We start from the raw sequence: 18,648 nt of genomic DNA on the forward strand, positions 1-18,648 counted from the left end.
ATTTCCTTGTAAACCACACTACAGGGGGATACCTATGATAGATTCCAAGAGATCGTAAGATGAAAGGTAAATTAGTCCAAACATCAATTTTATCGGGTGCTTCTACATTTATTAAAGTTCTCATCGGTGTTCTATCTTTGAAAATAGTGGCTCTTTATACTGGTCCAAAAGGGGTTGGTGTATTAGGGCAGTTTATGGCTATTGCTAATGTTATTTCAGTAGTGGCTGGAGGGGGGCTTACATTAGGAGTCATTAAATACGCCGCGGAGTATACTAATTTACCAGAAAAGTTTTATCCATTTTTATCTACAGCTTTTTGTTATACTCTACTTTGTTCCTGTCTGGTAATCGGCTCCACCCTTCTTTTTGGCTCTTCTCTTGCGCATCTATTTTTAGGGGCAACAAATTATCTCTATGTGTTTCAATGGTTATTGGTAGCGCAAGCTTTTACTGCAATGTATCTCTTGATAACGTCTGTTATTAATGGGTTGGGCAAAATAAAATTATTGGTTTGCGTCAATGTGTTAAGCAGTATTGTGAGTCTCATTCTAATTGCTTTCTTTACACACTATTATAAGCTAAAAGGGGCACTCGGTGCTTTTGTTTTATCTCAGGGCATAACTTTTCTTATTGCCTGTGCTTTTGTCTATCGTGAACAATGGTTTCGCTATTTATTTTCATTTCGCGTTGAAAAAGAACAGTTGGTCAAATTATTGAATTATTCGCTGATGACCATTGTAAGTACGCTAACTGTCCCATTATCCCAAGTATTTGTGCGTAACGACATTCATGCCTTATATGGATGGGATGCTGTTGGCATTTGGCAGTCCGTGCTCAGATTATCGGATGCTTATTTATTGTTTGTTACAACGATTCTCACGACTTATTATTTACCAAGATTGTCTCAATTAGAAGACAGTATTGTTTTAAAAGAAGAAATGCGGCGAGTTCAAAAGATATTGTTTTCCTTAATTGCAGTCATGCTGTCTATTATTTATATTTCCCGCAAAGTAATTCTCTTAATATTTTATGACGATACATTTATGCCTGCTGAGAATTTATTTTTGTATCAACTAATCGGTGATTTTTTTAAAATAGCAGGGTGGACCTATACGTACTTATTTCTTGCAAAATCTAAAACGAAAGAGTACATTGCTGGTGAATGCATCATTGGGTTAATATTTATACTTATTGGCCATATTTTTTTAAGACAATTTGGATTGGTAGGAGTGACTTACGCTTTTGCTCTAACCTATTTTATTTATTGGTTGTTTATGATGAGTATTTCTTTGTTTTATTTTAAGGGTAGGGAGAAATCATGGGTGATAATGCAGAACAGTTAGTTTCAATAGTTATACCTGCATACAATGCCATCCCTTATCTTGAAGCGGCAATAGAAAGTGTTTTAGCTCAAGATTATCCTAATATAGAACTGATTGTATTGGATGATGGTTCTACAGATGGAACAGCTGATTTTTTAAAAAAATATCATGGCCGATTCTTTTATGAAACGCATGAAAATATGGGACAAGCTCGAACCTTGAATAAAGGATGGGCAATGAGTAAAGGTTCCATTATTGGGTATTTGAGTGCCGATGATACGCTGGAGCCGAACGCAGTAAGTCTTTCAGTGCTTGAGTTCAATAAAGATTCAAACATAGTATTAACCTACGTTGATAATCTTTTGATTGATAATCAATCCAAGGTTATAAGAAAACTTACTACACCTGATTACGATTATTATCAAATGCTTATTCGTGGTGGAACCCCAATTGCTGTCGGATCTTTTTTTCTGAAATCTGCATTTAATAAAATTGGTGGTTGGGATAGTAATTACTCTTTGATTGGCGACTTTGAATATCATACAAGACTGGCGAAACTAGGAACTTTTAAAAGGCTGCCTATAGTTCTTGGATGTCATCGAGTGCATGAACAATCAGCAAGTTTTGCAAGTACCTCACTTGATCGCGCGAATGAGTTTGTAAAATTAATGTCAACTATTTTAAATGACACTACGGATAATAGATTGTTGGAGTTAGCGCCATTAATTCTAAGCCAGGCTTATTTAATTTCTGGAAGAACACATTGGCGATCAGGGAGATATAAATTGGGGATAAAGTATTTTTTGCAAGCTATAAAACTGGCTCCCCAGAAACTTACAAAAATAAATACATACCATATCATTTTTAATGCACTTTTTAATAAAAGTTTGCATCGATGTTTTAGGGTAATAAGAAATATATTTGATCAAGGCATAGGAAAATTGCTGTTAGCAAAGAAAACTGGAAACTGAGGTATAGAAACCCCGCAACAGTATATGACTTACATGGATATTCTGAAGATCGTGAGCGTGCGTGCAATACCAATATAAAATCATTTAAGGATTATTTCCTAGTTTCACTGACGCACTTCACGAAGTGAGATGGAGAGAAAAAATGCAAAGCAAATTGATATCAATGAAGTATTCAATCATTTTAATAATGGTTTTGTTTTTTTTCTCTTTATTTGGTGTTGCCAGTTACAAAGGGTCTGACTTTTATTATTTCGTATTTGACGTCATGTGGCTGACAGTATTAATTTCAAGCTTATCTCTTTCGCAAAGCTATATATTTTTCTACTTAAAAATCATGTTATTTTTGGGCGTTTGGCTGAAGTTAATGTTTTATTTAGTGCTAAGAGTGGAATTTGTAGAGCCTACCGGTTTTTGGAACGATGTTCATAACTTGGGATTATATTGGGACAATGCTTTAATGGTTGCAAGTTATGCAGCTTTAGGTATTCTTGCAGCCGATTTTGTTTTTTATCTCTACCGTCGCTTTTATAGCAATCATGGAATTCAGTCATTAAAAAACCAAGTAGAAGTGCCTGGATGGTATCTGAAGAGCCCCAAAAAAATTTGGATTTTATTACTTTCTATTAGTTTAGGAATAAGCTTCATTAATTTCAAAACTCATTTTTATATGATAGGCCTTTCGCCTGCGGTCATTTTTCCTTGCCATATAAATTTTCTGTTATCCTGGGCCTTAATCTTTTTTTTACCTTTATTGCTAGCCTATCTTATGGGTTTGGATGCTTTAGCACAAAATTATAGAAATTGGCATTATGCAATAATTATTGCATGTTTGATCTCAATAACTACTTTAAGCCGCTCTATTTTAATCATGTGGATAATTCCTTGCTTTTATATCTTATTTAAAGAGAATTTTTCGTCTCTATTCACCCAATATAAAAAACTAGTAATCACGTATTTTGTCCTCGCAATTATCTCATTGGGTGCTGTGAGCATGTTACGAAGTTATTATTTTTATAGCCCCTCATCGCATAAAACGACATCTACTGTCAAAAAAGCGAATAAATCAGAGAGAAATGGTAAAGCGAGTAAAAACGAGAACAGAAAAAGAGCAAGTAAGCCCAAGAAACGCTCTGATCAATTAACACTTAAAAAATTGATGGTACATAATAAATCAAATCTGAAATTCCAATTGCAACAACTAAAGTCCCTACCTATTAGCCGATGGGTAGGAATAGAAGGTATTTTAGCTACAACTGCTTATCCACATACTGGATGGGATTTGTTTAAAAAGGCAATTGTTCAAAAACCAACGCAAAAAGTCAGTCTTTATTCAAAAGTATCTCAGAGTTATCTGAATTTAAAGACAGGAACAAAGTTTTCTTCTTTACCTGGCTTGATAGGCCTTTTAAATTATTCTGATAGCTACCTGATAGTATGTTTGGGTACTTTTATTATTTGTTTATTGACGTGTTTTATACAGTTTTTCTATTATCGATTGGGATTAAATATTTATTTCTTATCACAGCAAGGTTTTTTGCTGGCATTTTTTCTGACAGAGTTAAATATCCCTTATTTAGGTGTAATTAACTTCTCTGAATTTATTTTAGCTTCATTATTGCTACTACTAATTCATAAGTATCATGTTTTGTTTCCCATCGCTACTGTTATGCGGCGAGGAGAACTAAAAATTGAGGCACAAAATAGCTGTTGAAAGCGTGTAAAGCCCGGCAATGGAGTTCGAATTCATGTTGGGCTGCACTGTGCTTAGCCCAATATGAATAATTTTGTATCACCCCAATTTTTGGGGCAAGTCAGTTAGAACGCGACTCCCAGTACAAAACATAGCGACTTTTAATTCATACTCAATTGTTTGCATACATAGGCTCACTTGTTCAGAAGATTCTAGGGCAGCTTCGAGCAAAGGCCGTGCATAGCCAACGCTTGTTGCACCAAGCGCAAAAAGCTTAGCGGCATTTAAGCCATTTACGACACCACCTGAACCCCAAATTTCGAAAGAAGGTTTTAGTGCTACAGCTTGTTTTACTGAAGTTACGGTATCAATTCCCCAGTTGCGAAAGGTAACTGCGGCGTGTTGACGAATTGGGTCATGAACGGCTCTCCGTCCCTCAATTCGTCCCCAGTGCGTTCCTCCCAGGCCGCCTACATCAATCGCAGCGATGCCGATCTCATTTAAGCGCATCATCGTTGCATGAGAAAAACCACAACCGGTTTCTTTAACGATGATCGGTCTGGGTAGTTTTTTAACTAAGTCTGCCAAGGCCTGCCAGCACCCTTTATAGGTAGTCGTGCCTTCGGGCTGCATGCATTCTTGTAGTGGATTACAGTGGATTATTAATGCATCGGCTTGCAAGGCATCCGTTAAGCGCTGAATCTCATTAATTGACGTAGTGATTAACTGTGCTATTCCTAAATTGCTGTACAAGCTCACTTGAGGGAAGTTCCTACGCAAATCTTGCCACTCAAATGCCGCTTTAGGATCAGTAAGTTCGCGTCGTTGTGAGCCTACCCCCATCGCCCAACCATTCAATGCACATGCCTCAATCAGGTTATGGTTGATGTGTTTTGCACGGCGATGGCCGGCAGTCATGGAGCTAATAAGAAAAGGTTTCTCAACTACTTGACCAAATCGGGAGCCTTTGATGCTGATTTCATCAAAATTCAAATCAGGCAAGGCATCATGAATAAGATTGATGCTATCAAAAGTACTCAGTTCTGTGGTTTGATTTTCAGGCATTAAGGCCAATTTGATGTGATCTTGTTTGCGTTGCTCAAACTGCTCATAGTTATTCGTCATCGGTTATATGCCTGTTTTACAATAGACTTAATGTTTGGTGCAATGAAATAGCGGCGTTGGCTACATCGACACCTTTATGCCCACCTTTCCCCCCTAGTCTGTCCCATGCCTGTTCTTCATTATCTGTGGTAAGTACGCCAAAAAGAACGGGAATATTATATTCCAATGAGACCTGCAAGCATCCTTGACTTACCATATTACATACCAGATCATAATGACTGGTTTCGCCACGAATCACTGCGCCTAAGGTAATAATTGATTGTACTGTTTTTTGCATGGCCAGGCGTTTTGCAACTAATGGAATCTCTACCGCTCCTGGAACTTCAAATGACTTGATGTCTCTTTCATTAAAGCCACGTTTTAAAAGCTGAGCTATTGCTCCTTCTTGCAAGGTTTTTGTAACGTGTCGATTAAAAACACTAGTGATGATCGCAATGGGAAAAGAACTTACAATGGATGTGTCCTCTGCGATCTCTGTATTTTGCATAATTTCTCTCTCTTATTTCTTGCTGTTAGCAGTAAGTAGTGCAATTTACCTCTTTATGTCCCTATTTTCCACCTATTTGCTTTGTGACGTTTCAACCCATGGGAAATAATTATACTGTTTTTAACGCGGAAAATATAATTAACTCTGTCATGGGGACAGTGAGTCGGCTAAAATAGTAGCATGATTTTATTTGCCAATTTTAGGATATACAGTTTTTAGCGTATCCTGGCCAAACGAATACTCAAGGCATGAAGGAATGCAGCATGAATGAGGATTTTTTTCGGTATAAAACACGATTTATCACGTTTGTTCTACTTCTTGGCTATGCCTATATGCATGTTAAGCTGACTGGAGTTTTTTATAAGGTTGAATTGGACAAGGTAGTTAGTTTTTCAGCCCCCATGCCTTTTGGGCAACGCTTACTTGTTCCGCTGTTGGTTAATTTTATAGCCTATTTTCTTCCTATTGAGCTGGAAAAATTATTTTTCTTAATCGAGTGGATGTTTACCGGTTTATTATATCTTTCCCTGTTGAAATTATTGCAATATGAATTTAGCCTGCGGCAATCGCAATTGCTTAGCTGGTTATTTCTTCTGTTATTACCCCTAACCACAGTGGTTAATTACCGGTATACTACAGATGGTCCCGCGACATTTTTCTTTTATTACGATACCCCCACTCTTTTTTTTCTCACTATGGGATTATATCTTTGTCTTCGTTCGAATTGGCTTTATTTTATTCCTTTACTATTCATAGCCACGATTAATCGTGAAAGCAGTCTTTTGTTGGTACTAATTATTCCGGTCCTGCATTGGAAAAACCTGCATTTGATTTATAAACAATTGATTTTTGCCCTCATAGCGTATGCTCTCGCTCGTTGGCTCGTCTTGTCCTTTTTGCATGGTACTCCAGGAGTACTGTTAGAATGGTACTTTAGATCGACTCATTATACCCATTTTCAAGTAAATTTGTTTTGGTTATTAAACTTGCAACATATTTTATTGTTTATGTTTTGTTTTGCAGGACTGCCTTTATTTTGGTTTGCCTTTTATGATTATATACCTCTTCAATTCAGGCCCTTACGCTATGTTTTATTGCTTTATTTTATAGCTTTACTCATGATAGGTAATTTTCCTGAGATACGCTTGTTTGGTGAAATTGTGCTATTACTCTACCTTCCGGTATGTATTGCGTTAAGGCGTTGGCTTTGTAATTTAAAACCAATTATTCCTGAAATAAGTTCTGGGGTTGTTTATTATATGGATCGATATGTTGTCTTCATTACCCTAATATTGATTATGATTTTTCGCCAGCCTTTAAATAAATGGGTTATTTGGTTATCTCATTTGTAAAATAGACCTTTTTTCCAAACTGGCTGGGGACGCGGAGCGGAGAAATGGGAGAGCGTACACAGTGCATGAGGATTTGAGCACCGCAGCGACGCAGCAATTCATCTCCTCAGTAGCGAGTGGGAAAGAAGCATAATGAGAATCCAGGCAAGCAGATACACCACTGAAGCTAAAATCAAGGTGATGCTGTAACCAAACATCATGGATGTTGCCATTGCAATGATTGATCCTAAAACCGAAAAGGCACAATTCAACGCCCAAAACCAGGGAATGCTTTTTGTGTTTTGATAACGAGCTAAGCGCATACCAGAAGGTAAGGCAATTCCCATGCATAGTCCTAAAGGAAAAAGAATGAGAACAAATAGAATTAATTTTAAATACCAGTTGTACCCAAAAGTAACCTGCATTAACCAATGAAGATAAAAAGGCAAAACCAGAGCTAAAAGTACTACCATAATTAAGCCTCTTTTTAAAACGCGATCAGTCTGTTTGGGCTGAGGAGAGTTAAATAAAATACTTCCTAGGCCGCCAAAAAATAACAAACAAAACAAGCCTACGGCCAGCCCATAGGTTGGTCCTCCTAGATAAACTGATCCAACTTGTAAGATAGGCATTTCTATTAACATAAAGCCTATGCCTAATGCCGAAAAATACAATCCCCATGAGAGAGGCGGCTTAGCCGAAGTATTAGATAACAACAGCGGCAAAAAATAGAATAATAGAACCAATATTGTAGAAGTAATGAGTAAAACAAAGACTATGCTTACTCCATAATAATTAAATATTTGGCCCGTGATTTTTTTCTCTGACAATAAGTCTTTAACCTTGGAAAAATAGAACATCTGAAAGAAAAACGGCCTATCATCGGTAGTTGGCCTAATATCATAGTAATAATTCTCTATAAACTGATTAAGATTTTTAGTGGTTAGTGCCGTTTGGAAGAGGGTTTCATTGTTATTCCCGGAAGGAAGATAAACAATGTCAAATGCTAATTTATGGGTAATTTCTTTAATCTCATTTATTTCTTGTGCCGTGAATGGCTCTTTTTTAGCCAATACTGTTGCTACATCAATATTATTATTTCCTTTATTTTTAACGATGACTATATTTTTTTCTGGAGAAGAAATACCGCTTTGTTCAAGGGCAACCCGAGCAAGTAAAACGATTTTGATTGTCTGATTGTCCGGATTAAAATAAAAGCGGGTAACGCTTAAGATGCCGGAAGGATTTAAAAATTTTAAATAGGTTTTAAATGCTTCAACAGTGTAAATGCTATTTTCTGCCATAGCAAAAGCACCTGCTACAGTGGCAGCCCAGCTATCAATTAAAGGGATTTGGATAATATCATAGGTTTTTTTCTCAACTTCGAGATAACTGCGGCCTTCTGAAACGGTAACGTGAACCTTATCCTTGTTATAAATGTTTCCAGCATATTGAGCATATTTATTTTTAATCAAATCAATCATTACTGGATGAATATCCACCCCTGTTATTTGTTTGTTATCAAAAGCTAGTGCGGTTAATACATCACGGCCACCACCTACGCCCAGGATAAATACATTTGCATTTTTTCTTAAATAATAAGGCAGGGAAGTTATATCATATTTTAAAAAGTCCACTTCCCTGTAATCACCATGAAAGGGAACAATTGGCGTACATGCGCTCGCATCTTGTTGAATCCACAATTGTTTAAATTCATGTTTGGGTTTATAGATACTGCTTAAGCCCCAACCGAAGGGTGACTCATCATGTAAGCCTCTAAAATATATTTCAGATGAGACTGTAATGCGGGACAGGGGGGACCACTTTTCATAAAGGTTAACGTATTGCAATTCTGAATAATTTTTGGTTTGCGTCACTTTAAATAAAGAATTGCCAATGAAAACAAGCAAAAAGCTGGCAACCAGAAGTACTAATGAATAACTACGAATTTTTGGCAATTCAAATAAAATGGCTGCAACAACACTGGTTAAGCTGGCAATCAATAAGACCTGTGGTGCTGTAAAATAACTAATCAATAGCACACAAGCAATGCAACCAATTGCCGCACCTTGTAAATCAAAACTGTAAATTATGTTTGCCTTATCGGGCAAATTTAAAAACAATAAGGAAAGGATCATGCTACTGAAGACAAAAGGTGCTGTGCATAATAAATACACACCTGTAAATTGCACTATGCTGTGCCAATTGATCGCCCTAGGTAAATGATAAGCAATGACAGCATACAGGCTTAAAATGATACTCAAGGAAAGAATAATGCTGAGGATGTATAAATTTTTTTTAATGGAGTATTTAAATGGTTCTTCTAAATGATAGACTAACATTCCTCCAAATCCCATACCAAACATTGCTAAAGAGATAACAAAATAAGAGTAGTGGTACCATAAGGTAACAGAAAATATCTTTGTTAAGGTGATTTCCAAGACCAATATGGAGAAGCTGATTAAGAACACACCAATTAAAGTAGGGTAATTAATTTGTTTCATACATGAATTCTTTTCCTGTTATTCCCTATTTTTTCATACGGGTAATTGGTGTTTGCATCATAATAGATCTTGGAAAAAATAAAAATGGGAGGAGATATAATGATTAAACTAACAATAAAGAATTGCTCAGTAAATGAATTATTAGGTTTTGTTGACATTTCCTAGTGGCTTCCTAGTTATATGAAATGTCAACAAACCTGAGCGAACTAGCTAGTCCTCAGTATCTGACTCAGTGGCGGCTAAATGAGGGTTTTGGCATACGACGCCTAACTGAGCTTTTGTCCAGGAATCAGGTTCACTACTTGTAGGTTTAGTGGTAAATGCGAAGTCACCAGGGTCGCCAATGCTTCCCACAACTAATTCTATATTTGAAGTACTTTGCGGACTTATATCACCTACGCAGCGGGCCATTCCTTCAAGGAAACTATTAGGGGCAAAGGCTTGAACTTTAAAGCCGGTATTACTACTGGTGTTACTAGATGCTTCATTGACAGCAGCTGCGGTCTTTCCAGGTGCATGGGCAAAAAGACCTATTTGTGTGCTTTTTGTGCAATTCGGTACATCTATTTTTAATGTATCGTTTTCCGGATATTTCCCATAAAATAGTAACGGTCCTCCAACCACTTCTTTAACATCAGGATTAGAGATATCTGTAACAATAATAATCCAATTTTTGAAATTAGCCCATTTCGTATTAAATTTTAAATTGAAAGTACATGTATCTGCAAAAACGGTCGAAGTAACTAGGAGACAGGAAGCCAATAATAATTTTTTCATAAAGCACCTCATTACATTGAAGGTCTAGTAACATACATTATGGATTTTAAATAGTACCTCATCCAACTTAAGGCTCTATTAACATACATTATGGCTTTTTAATTCTCATATTTCAAACCATTTATAAGCAGTTCCCGCCAAAAAACGAGCTTTCGGCTGTTGACAACTCAAAAAAAAATTGTGGAGACACTAACTCTTCATCGCTTTTTCTAGGCGCAACCCCCCCAAATAATTAATTGCGATGGCGTATTAAAAAGAGCTATATCATTTTTTATTCCTTAATTTAGAATGCTTAGAATAGGTTACGCTATACGTTTTGTGGACAATTAGCCTTTAGTATTCAACGCAACCCAATCTGCATAAGCTTCCATAAATTTTTGCAAGAACTTTCGGGTGTCTTCTTTTTTGATGTTTCCCTGCTCGTCAAACAAATCTGCTGCCATACCTATGTAGGTTTCAGGCTGTTGCAGGGTTGGAATATCCAGAAAGACAAATGATTGTCTTAAATGATTGTTTGCTCCAAATCCTCCAATAGCTCCAGGAGAAACGCTGATCACTGCACCAGGCAACTTGCTCCAAATACTTTTACCATAGGGGCGAGAGCCTACATCAACTGCGTTTTTAAGCACACCAGGAACTGAGCGATTGTATTCCGGAGTAACAAACAATACACCTTGATATGTTTTCATTTGCTCACGAAATTGCACCCAAGCAGCGGCAGGTCTGTTTTCATCATCCAGATCTTGGTTATATAGCGGCAAATCACCAATTTCCACAATTTGAGGATTTAACGACTTAGGGGCCAGGGAGATCAGCACTTTGGCCATTTTTCTGTTGTAAGATTCCTTGCGTAGGCTTCCAACAATAACCGCGATTTTTTTACTCATATCACGAACTCCTTGTATTTTAGGGGCCTTCATAGATCAGGCGCCAGATTCCTTATTCAAAATATCCCCGGGTTCTTTGCAAGAACTCTTCTGGGATTGGCTTATTACTTTGAACATAATTTTGCGGGCCAATGAGTTATAAGCCTCACTCACTTGATTGTTTTTTAATTTCACCTAATAACGCATTAATTTGTGTCATTTTATTATTACCTATTTTATTAATTATTCCAGTCACTTCAGCAACAGGATCACAAAAAATGTCCATGCAGCCAGCATGGTTTGTATTGTGTTCATCAAACAGAGGACGCATAAAGTTCACAAAGTGAATAGGGAATGAAAAAGAAGCAAATCTTAATGTATAGGATTGAGGGGCAATTTTTTGCCTGAGGACTTATTTTTATAAAATTATAAGTAAAAAACTCCTTATCCGCTTAAATACTGTCATATTTAAGCGAATAAGGAGTTTCAGCAAATGATTTAGACTACTTCAACTTCTTCAGCTTGAGGACCTTTTTGTCCGTTGCTTGGCTTGAACATTACTGTTGCACCTTCAGCAAGAGTTTTAAACCCGCTGCCTAGAATTGCACTGAAATGCACAAAATAATCTTTACCGCCACTTTCTAAAAAACCGAAACCTTTGGACTCATTGAACCACTTTACTGTACCACGAATTTTATCTGACATGTTAATTTCCTAAATTGTTACCAGGACATTGTAGCATTATTTTATTAATTGTGCTGTTTTTTTATTAAATATTTTAAAGTTTTTTTACATTTAATATGAAAACAGGAAAATAATGCCCTCATATCATAGGGTATTTTGTTTAAAAATTCTAATCTTTTGCAATCTTTTAGCCGTTTTCCTATAAAAGGAGACAGGGTGGGTCTTGAGGAGCTAAAGAAGTTATGGGAATCAATGTTCAGGGATTTCAATTAACTCAAGACCATCTTCTTTCTTTAGAAAAATAAAAATGATCCCTGAAAAAAAAGTAAGAATTCCAAGCATTAGAAACGCATCATGGAATATCTGGATGGATAAAACATGATCTTCAGAATACATATAGGTGAAAAGACTCAGTAAAATTGCTGATACTGCAACACCAAAGCTTTGGGCCAATTGTTGTGTCGTACTCATAATGCTGGTTGCTGCACTCATATTGCTTTCTGTAATGTTTGCATAAGCCAAAGAATTCATTCCCGTATACTGAAGTGCAATTAGAAATCCGTATGCAAAAGTCAAAAAGGCAATGCCATATATGGAGGAGTGTTGGTTAATGGAAAAAAAAGACCAGAGGGAAATACTGACTAGCATTGTATTTAAGATTAATAAATTTTTGTAGCCAAACCAACGTAATATGTAAACTGATAAAGGTTTAACTAAAAAAACACCTAATGCAATAGGAGCGAGTAATAAACCAGATAGCTGTGGTGAATAGCCTAGCCCAATTTGTAATAACAGAGGCAATAAAAAAGGGACTCCCCCAAAACCTAGACGGGCTAATAAATTACCTATAACCGAGACAAAAAATGTACGTATGTGTAAAAGTTCTACTCTAACAATAGGATGTTTTCTTTTATAGGAGTGCTTGGTGTATCCGCCTAATAGAAGAAGTGCAACAAAAAAAGCAGAGACGATTTGTAACATCGTAACATTTGATTCGCTGACCATAGATAAACCAAAAGTTAAGGTGGCTAATCCACTGCCAAAAAGAAGAAAGCCCAATTTATCGAGCGGAGGAACCGTACGAGGAGGCATGTAAGGTAATAATTTGCTTGATAAAATTACGGCAAGTATCCCAAAAGGAATATTGACCCAAAAGATCCAACGCCAGGAAAAACGCTCGGTAATAATTCCACCTAGTAAAGGTCCAAGCATTAATCCCAAAGAGGCAACCATTACTACGATACTCATTTTTGCGATTAATTCATGTCGCTCACAAGTCCGTAAAATAATGAGGCGACCAATAGGCATGGTGAGGGAACCCCCCAAGCCCTGCATAATGCGTGCACATATTAATTCTTCCAAGCTATTAGTGAATCCACACCAAACAGAACTTAAGGTAAAAACAGAGATCGCCGTAATAAAAACGATTTTCATGCCAAATTTATCAGCGATCCAGCCGCTGATCGGAATAAAAATTGCCAAACTCATAAGATAGCTGATCAGTGCTAATTTCAAATCAACTGGATTGACGTTTAAACTCTGCGCCATAACAGGGATAGCAGTGTTAATAATGGTTGTATCAACTGCCTCCATAAACATGGCAAAAGAGACAATGAATAAAATGATATTTTTTTTCATAGATTCAGTATAGCAATCGGGAAGAGCCTCTGCATAGAGTTGTATTTTTAAGCCTGGTTGCTTGCAACCACGATATTTTCAGAATGTTCCCGTTAGTTTCCGGCTGGAAGTAGCCAGGCTACATAGGACAAGATCTACGGAAAAGTAGCACCCTGTGTTTTACCATGTTGTGTTGAAGTGTCATAATTTGTATCCCAGGTATTATGTTTCTTCACGATACCTTGAGTTGTACTTTCAATGGTCGATTGCAGTATCTGACAAGAAGACATAGGTGGGATCTGTAATAAGGCTTCTTCTATTTCAGTGGCCACTTCCTTACCATTATTTCCGTGCCCCTCTTCATGTTTACTCAAATTAGCAAGGTAAGTTTCCCACTTTAATTGAGACTCAGCACTTCCATGATCCTTGTCTTCCCATTCAGGCAAGATGGTCACAATATTCGCGCTTACATTGATTTCGGTAATATAACAAGGATTTTGCGTGGGATTATCATAATGCCATCGATAGCTCCAATTGATATGCCACGATGTTTTTGCATCGTAACGTTTATCTGTAGAAAAAGGCCCTAACTCATTAAGATGGTTACGCAATTCTTGTTCCGTTGTTCCGGTTACTTTATAAAAAGTCTGGGTAGTATAGATAGAAGGTGTTGCAAAGATTTTTGCATTAAAAATCATAAGCAGAAGTAAAACAAAGGTAAGTTTTTTCATTGTTTATTACCTTATAATCGAATGAGCGACCTTGTTGAGCCAATGCTCAACCTACAGAGCGAACGCACTACTTCGCAATACATTGTTCATTTATTGAGCAATTATAAATGATTATCCTTAAATTATTATTAATCAAAATAGCCCAACTGTGTGAGGGGTATTGCGTCATTCAATTCTGGCCTGTCATGAAAATCAAAATAACAAAGGGATTTAAACGGTACCCTGGGGGAAGCGCAGCGTAACCCAGGATTGAAAAGTTCATTCATGTCCATAACCCGGGTTTCGCTACGCTTCAACCAGTATCTACATTAAGCTCAAATCACGATTCACTCAACAAACTTTTCAATCCTGCTAAATGTGATTTAGCCAAGTTTTTTGATTGCTCTTCGGACCGTTCGCTGTTTTTACCAAACCATTCTAAATGTTCCGTAGGCAATTCATCTAAAAATCTGCTTGGCAAACAATCTTGCAGCTCACCAGCACGGCGTCTTTGCTTGGCTAAGGTAAAACACAATCCTTTTTGTGCTCGGGTAATTCCAACATACGCCAAGCGTCTTTCTTCTTCAATTTGATCTTCGTCAATGCTCACACGATGGGGTAATAACTCTTCTTCCATACCCACTAAATAAACGTAAGGAAACTCCAACCCCTTTGATGCATGTAACGTCATGAGTTGTAAGGACTCAGTATCATATTCATCTGCTTGCTCCAGAATATCGATTAAAATTAATTTATTAATTACTTCTGCTAAAGTCTGTTCTGAATTCTTTGCTAATAAACGCCCAATCCATTCTAACAACTCCCAGACATTGTCCATCTTCTTTTGCGCCTTTGCGGGAGTATCGCATTGTTCGTAAATGTAGGCTTCATAACCACTGTCTTCTACCATTTGTTTCAAATGCTCAATAATCGATCCTGTAGTTAATCGTTTTTTTATTTCTTCTATCCAGGATTTAAAAACAAGCAACGCCGCACGGGGTTTATCTGCAATACATTCACTAAGCGCCAGGTGGTCTGCTGCAGTGTAAAGGCTTACTCCTCTACTTTGAGCATAATGACCTAACGCATCAAGGCTGGCCTCGCCAATGCCGCGTTTGGGGGTGTTAATCACTCTTAAAAAAGCCGCATCATCTGCTTCATTGCACAGTAATTTCAGATAGGCAAATACATCTTTAACTTCAGTTTTGGCAAACCACGACTGGCCGCCGCTGATTGTATAAGGGATACTATAATGACGGAGTACTTTTTCAAATACGCGCGACTGATGATTGCCACGGTATAAAATTGCATAATCGCCATATTGGGTTCTTAAGCGCAATTTATGGCTGATTAAATCAGCAATTACTTGTTCCGCTTCATCATTTTCATCCTTGCAACGAATAACGCGTAAGAGTTCTCCTTGACCAAACTCGCTCCATAACTTTTTTTCAAACAGATGCGGATTGTTTGCAATAAGGTGGTTGGCAGTGTGTAAAATAATGTTAGTCGAACGGTAGTTTTGCTCTAACTTGATAATTTTTAACTGTGGGTAATCATGCTGTAATTGTTTCAAATTTTCAGGTTTTGCACCTCGCCAGGCGTAAATGGATTGATCATCATCACCCACTACAGTAAAGCGTGCTTGGATTCCGGTTAATTTTTTTACCAAGAGGTATTGGCTGGTATTCGAATCTTGATATTCATCTACCAATAAATGGCGAATTTTATTTTGCCAATACTCTAATACGGAAGGATGTTCATTCAATAGACTGACCGGAAGACGAATTAAATCATCAAAATCAATCGCATTATATGCCTTAAGTGCTTGCTGGTACCGTGGGTACAACAATGCAGCTTCTTCATAAAAAGGAGTGTCTGATTGATTTTTAATGACGTGCTCTGGGGTAAGAAGATCATTTTTCCAGCGCGAAATTTGTTGTTGAATCTGGAAAATAAACTCACGTTCAGTTGCTTTATTTGCAGGTAAAAAGCCACGTAAGATTTGCAAACAATCTTCACTGTCAAAAATAGAAAATCCTTTTTTCAGATCACATAAGTTATAATCACGCTTGATAATACTTAAGCCTAAGGTATGGAAGGTTGCTATTTTTAAACCGCGACGACTGGCTGCCGGCAGAACGGCGGCAACGCGAGTACGCATTTCATTGGCTGCTTTGTTAGTAAATGTAACTGCACATACTGTATTGGCGGTATAGCCGCACGTGTTAATTAGATAGCCTATTTTTTGCGTTATTACTCGTGTTTTACCGCTTCCAGCCCCAGCAAGTACTAATAAGGGTCCGTCTATATAACGTACTGCTGCCATTTGTTGGCCATTCAACATCTTAAAGATTTCTCACTCAAAAAAAGAGAGCGATTATTGCCTGCTTAGGTAGTATGAATCAACTATTAATTAATAGACCGTTCAACATCAAATTCTTCTTCTGTATCTATTTCAATAAAGTCAGGTTTGGTTTCTGGTTCTTTTGGTTCTTCAATACCAAAAAAGACTTTATCAATTGTTTTGAATAAAGGTGCAAGGATATTTTTATCGATCATGATTTAGTCCTTTAAGTTTTCAGAGGGATGTTTTAAAAGCATAGTTCAAGATAATTTTTTCTCCAGGAAAATTGCAAAAAAATTATGTTATACTTTACGCGCCACGAGATTTGCTTTGGGGGCTGTTTCTATGTCTGCTATCTAGGTCAAACTGTCCTGATTTTTTAGGCTCCGATACCCACATACATTATGTATACTGCGCTTCGGTGCTCAAAAATCAAACTATTTTGACTCAAGCGAGCGACATGGAAACAGTCCTTGGTTTTGCTGTAATTTTATATTGAGTCCATTATGAAAGAATCTGATACCCTTCAACGCTTTATTTTTGAACACGCCAACATTCGCGGTGAAATTGTTCATATCGAACATACTTACCAAGCCATTATGAACCAACGGAACTACCCGCCAATGGTTAAAAATTTGTTGGGAGAAGCTATAGTTTCTTGTCTGCTTTTGGCATCCACTATTAAATTTCAAGGCAGTTTAAATTTACAATTTCAAGGCGATAAACGACTTCCTTTATTATTAGTACAATGTGATCATGAGTTTAATGTAAGAGGGTTTGCCCAATTTATTGAAAATCTGGAAACTGAAGAATACGCTTCTGCTTTTCTCAAAGGACAGATGGTTATTACCATTAACCAATACAATCAAACAAACTCATATCAAAGTATGGTTCCAATTCAATCAACATCCATGAGTGAGAATTTAATGAACTATTTTGCTCAATCCGAGCAAGTATCCACTCAAGTTTGGTTGGCAGTGAATGATTATGCTGCAGCCGGAATGTTACTGCAGTTAATGCCTGGTCAAGATACGGTACAAAGAGAGCAATTTTGGGAGTATGCCGTACACTTAGGACAAACGGTAAGTGGCCATGAGTTACTCACTTTAGATAATGAAACATTACTTTACCGCCTTTATCATGAAACGGAACTCAGAATATTTGATAGCCGTAAAACCCAATTTAAGTGCCGTTGCAGTTTAGAAAAAATGAAGCAAGTGTTAGCCGTTTTAGGTGAGGAAGAGGCAAAAGAATTATTAAAGGAGCAAGGTGAAGTGGCGATTCAGTGTGATTTTTGCAATAAGAAATATACTTTTGATCCTATTGATGTAACGATGCTATTTCATAAAGGATGAGAACCAGTAATCCCTGGGTATAGGCAAAAGCCATAACCTGAGGAGCATTATCCGCTCCACTACGGTAACCCAGGTTATAACAAGTTATTTATTGCAATGTAAATTTTATAGAAGATAAGATTTCCTGGTTGGATTGAATGAGTTCTACACATTCCCCACGCATTGCTTGTAATACTTGTCTTAATGTAAGAAATTGTTCGCTGAGTTGAATGTAGAGATCCGCTGTATGCTTTCCTTCTAACTCTCCGATTGTTAAATAAGCTGCTTGTCCCATTTCAGAAAAATAATCAAGACTGACATGGCGTCTCTTGGCAATTCCTGGAAATAGTCCACAAAAGAGCAAGCTTTTATCCCCTACATCGCGTAATAATTCCATTTGCAATGTTTTTGGCCTATGCATTGATTCAAGAAAATCGAGTGCAACGATAGATTCAATGAGTTTAGGCCCTTGGGAAAAGCGCATTAATAAAAATACTAAATAACTTTCAGTATTTTCCGTTAACATCAGCTGGGTTGCAGCTTGCGCCTCATTAACTAATGCATGCCATTGGCTAATGTCAGTGGGATGTAAAATTAGTTGTTTCATAGTTACTCCCTATTTTTAACCCCTCACTATTATTTTAGCAGCTAAAAAAATATCTTGTAGTCAACACCTTGCACCGCTGAGTCCGTTTCAGGATAGCTATCCAAAGTTGATACAAAATCACAGCACTGCAGGTAGACAAAAAAAGGTTATTTTATATCCAAAAAATAGATACATTCACCAGTTGAGGCCGAAGTTTGCTGTGCCACCCTCAGACTGGATCTGCTGCAATTGAAGTTTTGCTATACTAAAATACACGAAGCAGATAGGTTTTAGCTGTTT

The 18,648-nt window shown here is 37.2% G+C and carries 17 protein-coding genes; 5 read left to right on the top strand and 12 right to left on the bottom strand.

Annotated features, from left to right (window positions below; translation table 11 throughout):
- Positions 1 to 59 precede the first annotated feature (59 nt).
- The 3 genes from LXO92_RS03235 (at position 60) to LXO92_RS03245 (ending at position 4,004) form a co-directional block, all read left to right on the top strand.
- Entirely contained in the window at positions 60 to 1,343 is a 1,284-nt protein-coding gene (locus LXO92_RS03235; protein WP_182351315.1) for an O-antigen translocase, read from the top strand.
- Positions 1,319 to 2,293, top strand: a complete 975-nt coding sequence (locus tag LXO92_RS03240; RefSeq protein ID WP_182351316.1) for a glycosyltransferase — start codon at positions 1,319 to 1,321, stop codon at positions 2,291 to 2,293. The genes LXO92_RS03235 and LXO92_RS03240 overlap by 25 nt, the downstream gene beginning before the upstream one ends.
- Positions 2,294 to 2,435: 142 nt before the next feature.
- Positions 2,436 to 4,004, top strand: a complete 1,569-nt coding sequence (locus LXO92_RS03245) for a hypothetical protein (RefSeq protein ID WP_182351317.1) — start codon at positions 2,436 to 2,438, stop codon at positions 4,002 to 4,004.
- Between the two features lie 78 nt (positions 4,005 to 4,082).
- Here LXO92_RS03245 and fni read toward each other — a convergent pair whose 3' ends face one another.
- The gene (gene fni, locus LXO92_RS03250) at positions 4,083 to 5,108 is read right to left on the bottom strand and encodes a type 2 isopentenyl-diphosphate Delta-isomerase (RefSeq protein ID WP_182351318.1); all 1,026 of its coding nucleotides are present in this window, start codon (positions 5,106 to 5,108) and stop codon (positions 4,083 to 4,085) included.
- A gap of 16 nt (positions 5,109 to 5,124) precedes the next feature.
- Positions 5,125 to 5,595 carry a 6,7-dimethyl-8-ribityllumazine synthase gene (ribH, locus tag LXO92_RS03255; RefSeq protein WP_182351319.1) on the bottom strand — a complete coding sequence of 157 codons (471 nt, stop codon included), beginning with the start codon at positions 5,593 to 5,595 and terminating at the stop codon, positions 5,125 to 5,127.
- A 263-nt stretch (positions 5,596 to 5,858) separates the two neighbouring features.
- On the opposite strand from ribH, the gene LXO92_RS03260 reads away from it, so the two are divergent.
- A complete protein-coding gene (locus LXO92_RS03260; protein WP_182351320.1) occupies positions 5,859 to 6,947 on the top strand; it encodes a hypothetical protein in 1,089 nt (362 codons plus the stop codon).
- Between the two features lie 98 nt (positions 6,948 to 7,045).
- On the opposite strand, the gene LXO92_RS03265 is transcribed toward LXO92_RS03260, so the two are convergent.
- From LXO92_RS03265 to LXO92_RS03305, 9 genes are all read right to left on the bottom strand, one after another.
- Positions 7,046 to 9,430, bottom strand: coding sequence for a spermine/spermidine synthase domain-containing protein (locus tag LXO92_RS03265; RefSeq protein WP_182351321.1), 2,385 nt, complete (start codon positions 9,428 to 9,430; stop codon positions 7,046 to 7,048).
- Positions 9,431 to 9,640: 210 nt separating this feature from the next.
- The gene (locus tag LXO92_RS03270; protein ID WP_182351322.1) at positions 9,641 to 10,207 is read right to left on the bottom strand and encodes a hypothetical protein; all 567 of its coding nucleotides are present in this window, start codon (positions 10,205 to 10,207) and stop codon (positions 9,641 to 9,643) included.
- 326 nt (positions 10,208 to 10,533) lie between these two features.
- A complete protein-coding gene (locus LXO92_RS03275) occupies positions 10,534 to 11,094 on the bottom strand; it encodes an NADPH-dependent FMN reductase (RefSeq protein ID WP_182351323.1) in 561 nt (186 codons plus the stop codon).
- A 145-nt stretch (positions 11,095 to 11,239) separates the two neighbouring features.
- Complete coding sequence (locus LXO92_RS03280; protein WP_182351324.1) at positions 11,240 to 11,404, bottom strand: hypothetical protein; 165 nt, start codon at positions 11,402 to 11,404, stop codon at positions 11,240 to 11,242.
- 167 nt (positions 11,405 to 11,571) lie between these two features.
- Complete coding sequence (locus tag LXO92_RS03285) at positions 11,572 to 11,778, bottom strand: cold-shock protein (RefSeq protein WP_058516528.1); 207 nt, start codon at positions 11,776 to 11,778, stop codon at positions 11,572 to 11,574.
- 228 nt (positions 11,779 to 12,006) lie between these two features.
- Positions 12,007 to 13,395, bottom strand: coding sequence for a DHA2 family efflux MFS transporter permease subunit (locus LXO92_RS03290; RefSeq protein WP_182351325.1), 1,389 nt, complete (start codon positions 13,393 to 13,395; stop codon positions 12,007 to 12,009).
- A 134-nt stretch (positions 13,396 to 13,529) separates the two neighbouring features.
- Positions 13,530 to 14,105, bottom strand: coding sequence for a DUF922 domain-containing Zn-dependent protease (locus LXO92_RS03295; protein ID WP_182351326.1), 576 nt, complete (start codon positions 14,103 to 14,105; stop codon positions 13,530 to 13,532).
- A 319-nt stretch (positions 14,106 to 14,424) separates the two neighbouring features.
- Complete coding sequence (locus tag LXO92_RS03300) at positions 14,425 to 16,428, bottom strand: UvrD-helicase domain-containing protein (protein ID WP_182351327.1); 2,004 nt, start codon at positions 16,426 to 16,428, stop codon at positions 14,425 to 14,427.
- 65 nt (positions 16,429 to 16,493) lie between these two features.
- Entirely contained in the window at positions 16,494 to 16,643 is a 150-nt protein-coding gene (locus tag LXO92_RS03305) for a hypothetical protein (RefSeq protein WP_182351328.1), read from the bottom strand.
- 291 nt (positions 16,644 to 16,934) lie between these two features.
- Here LXO92_RS03305 and hslO point away from each other — a divergent pair, with 291 nt between their 5' ends.
- Positions 16,935 to 17,783 (top strand): Hsp33 family molecular chaperone HslO, encoded by an 849-nt coding sequence (gene hslO, locus LXO92_RS03310; RefSeq protein WP_182351329.1) that lies wholly within the window; start codon positions 16,935 to 16,937, stop codon positions 17,781 to 17,783.
- 88 nt (positions 17,784 to 17,871) lie between these two features.
- On the opposite strand, the gene LXO92_RS03315 is transcribed toward hslO, so the two are convergent.
- Positions 17,872 to 18,369 carry a hypothetical protein gene (locus LXO92_RS03315; protein ID WP_182351330.1) on the bottom strand — a complete coding sequence of 166 codons (498 nt, stop codon included), beginning with the start codon at positions 18,367 to 18,369 and terminating at the stop codon, positions 17,872 to 17,874.
- Positions 18,370 to 18,648: the final 279 nt, after the last annotated feature.

The organism is Legionella resiliens (assembly GCF_021344005.1).
Taxonomy (GTDB): domain Bacteria; phylum Pseudomonadota; class Gammaproteobacteria; order Legionellales; family Legionellaceae; genus Legionella; species Legionella resiliens.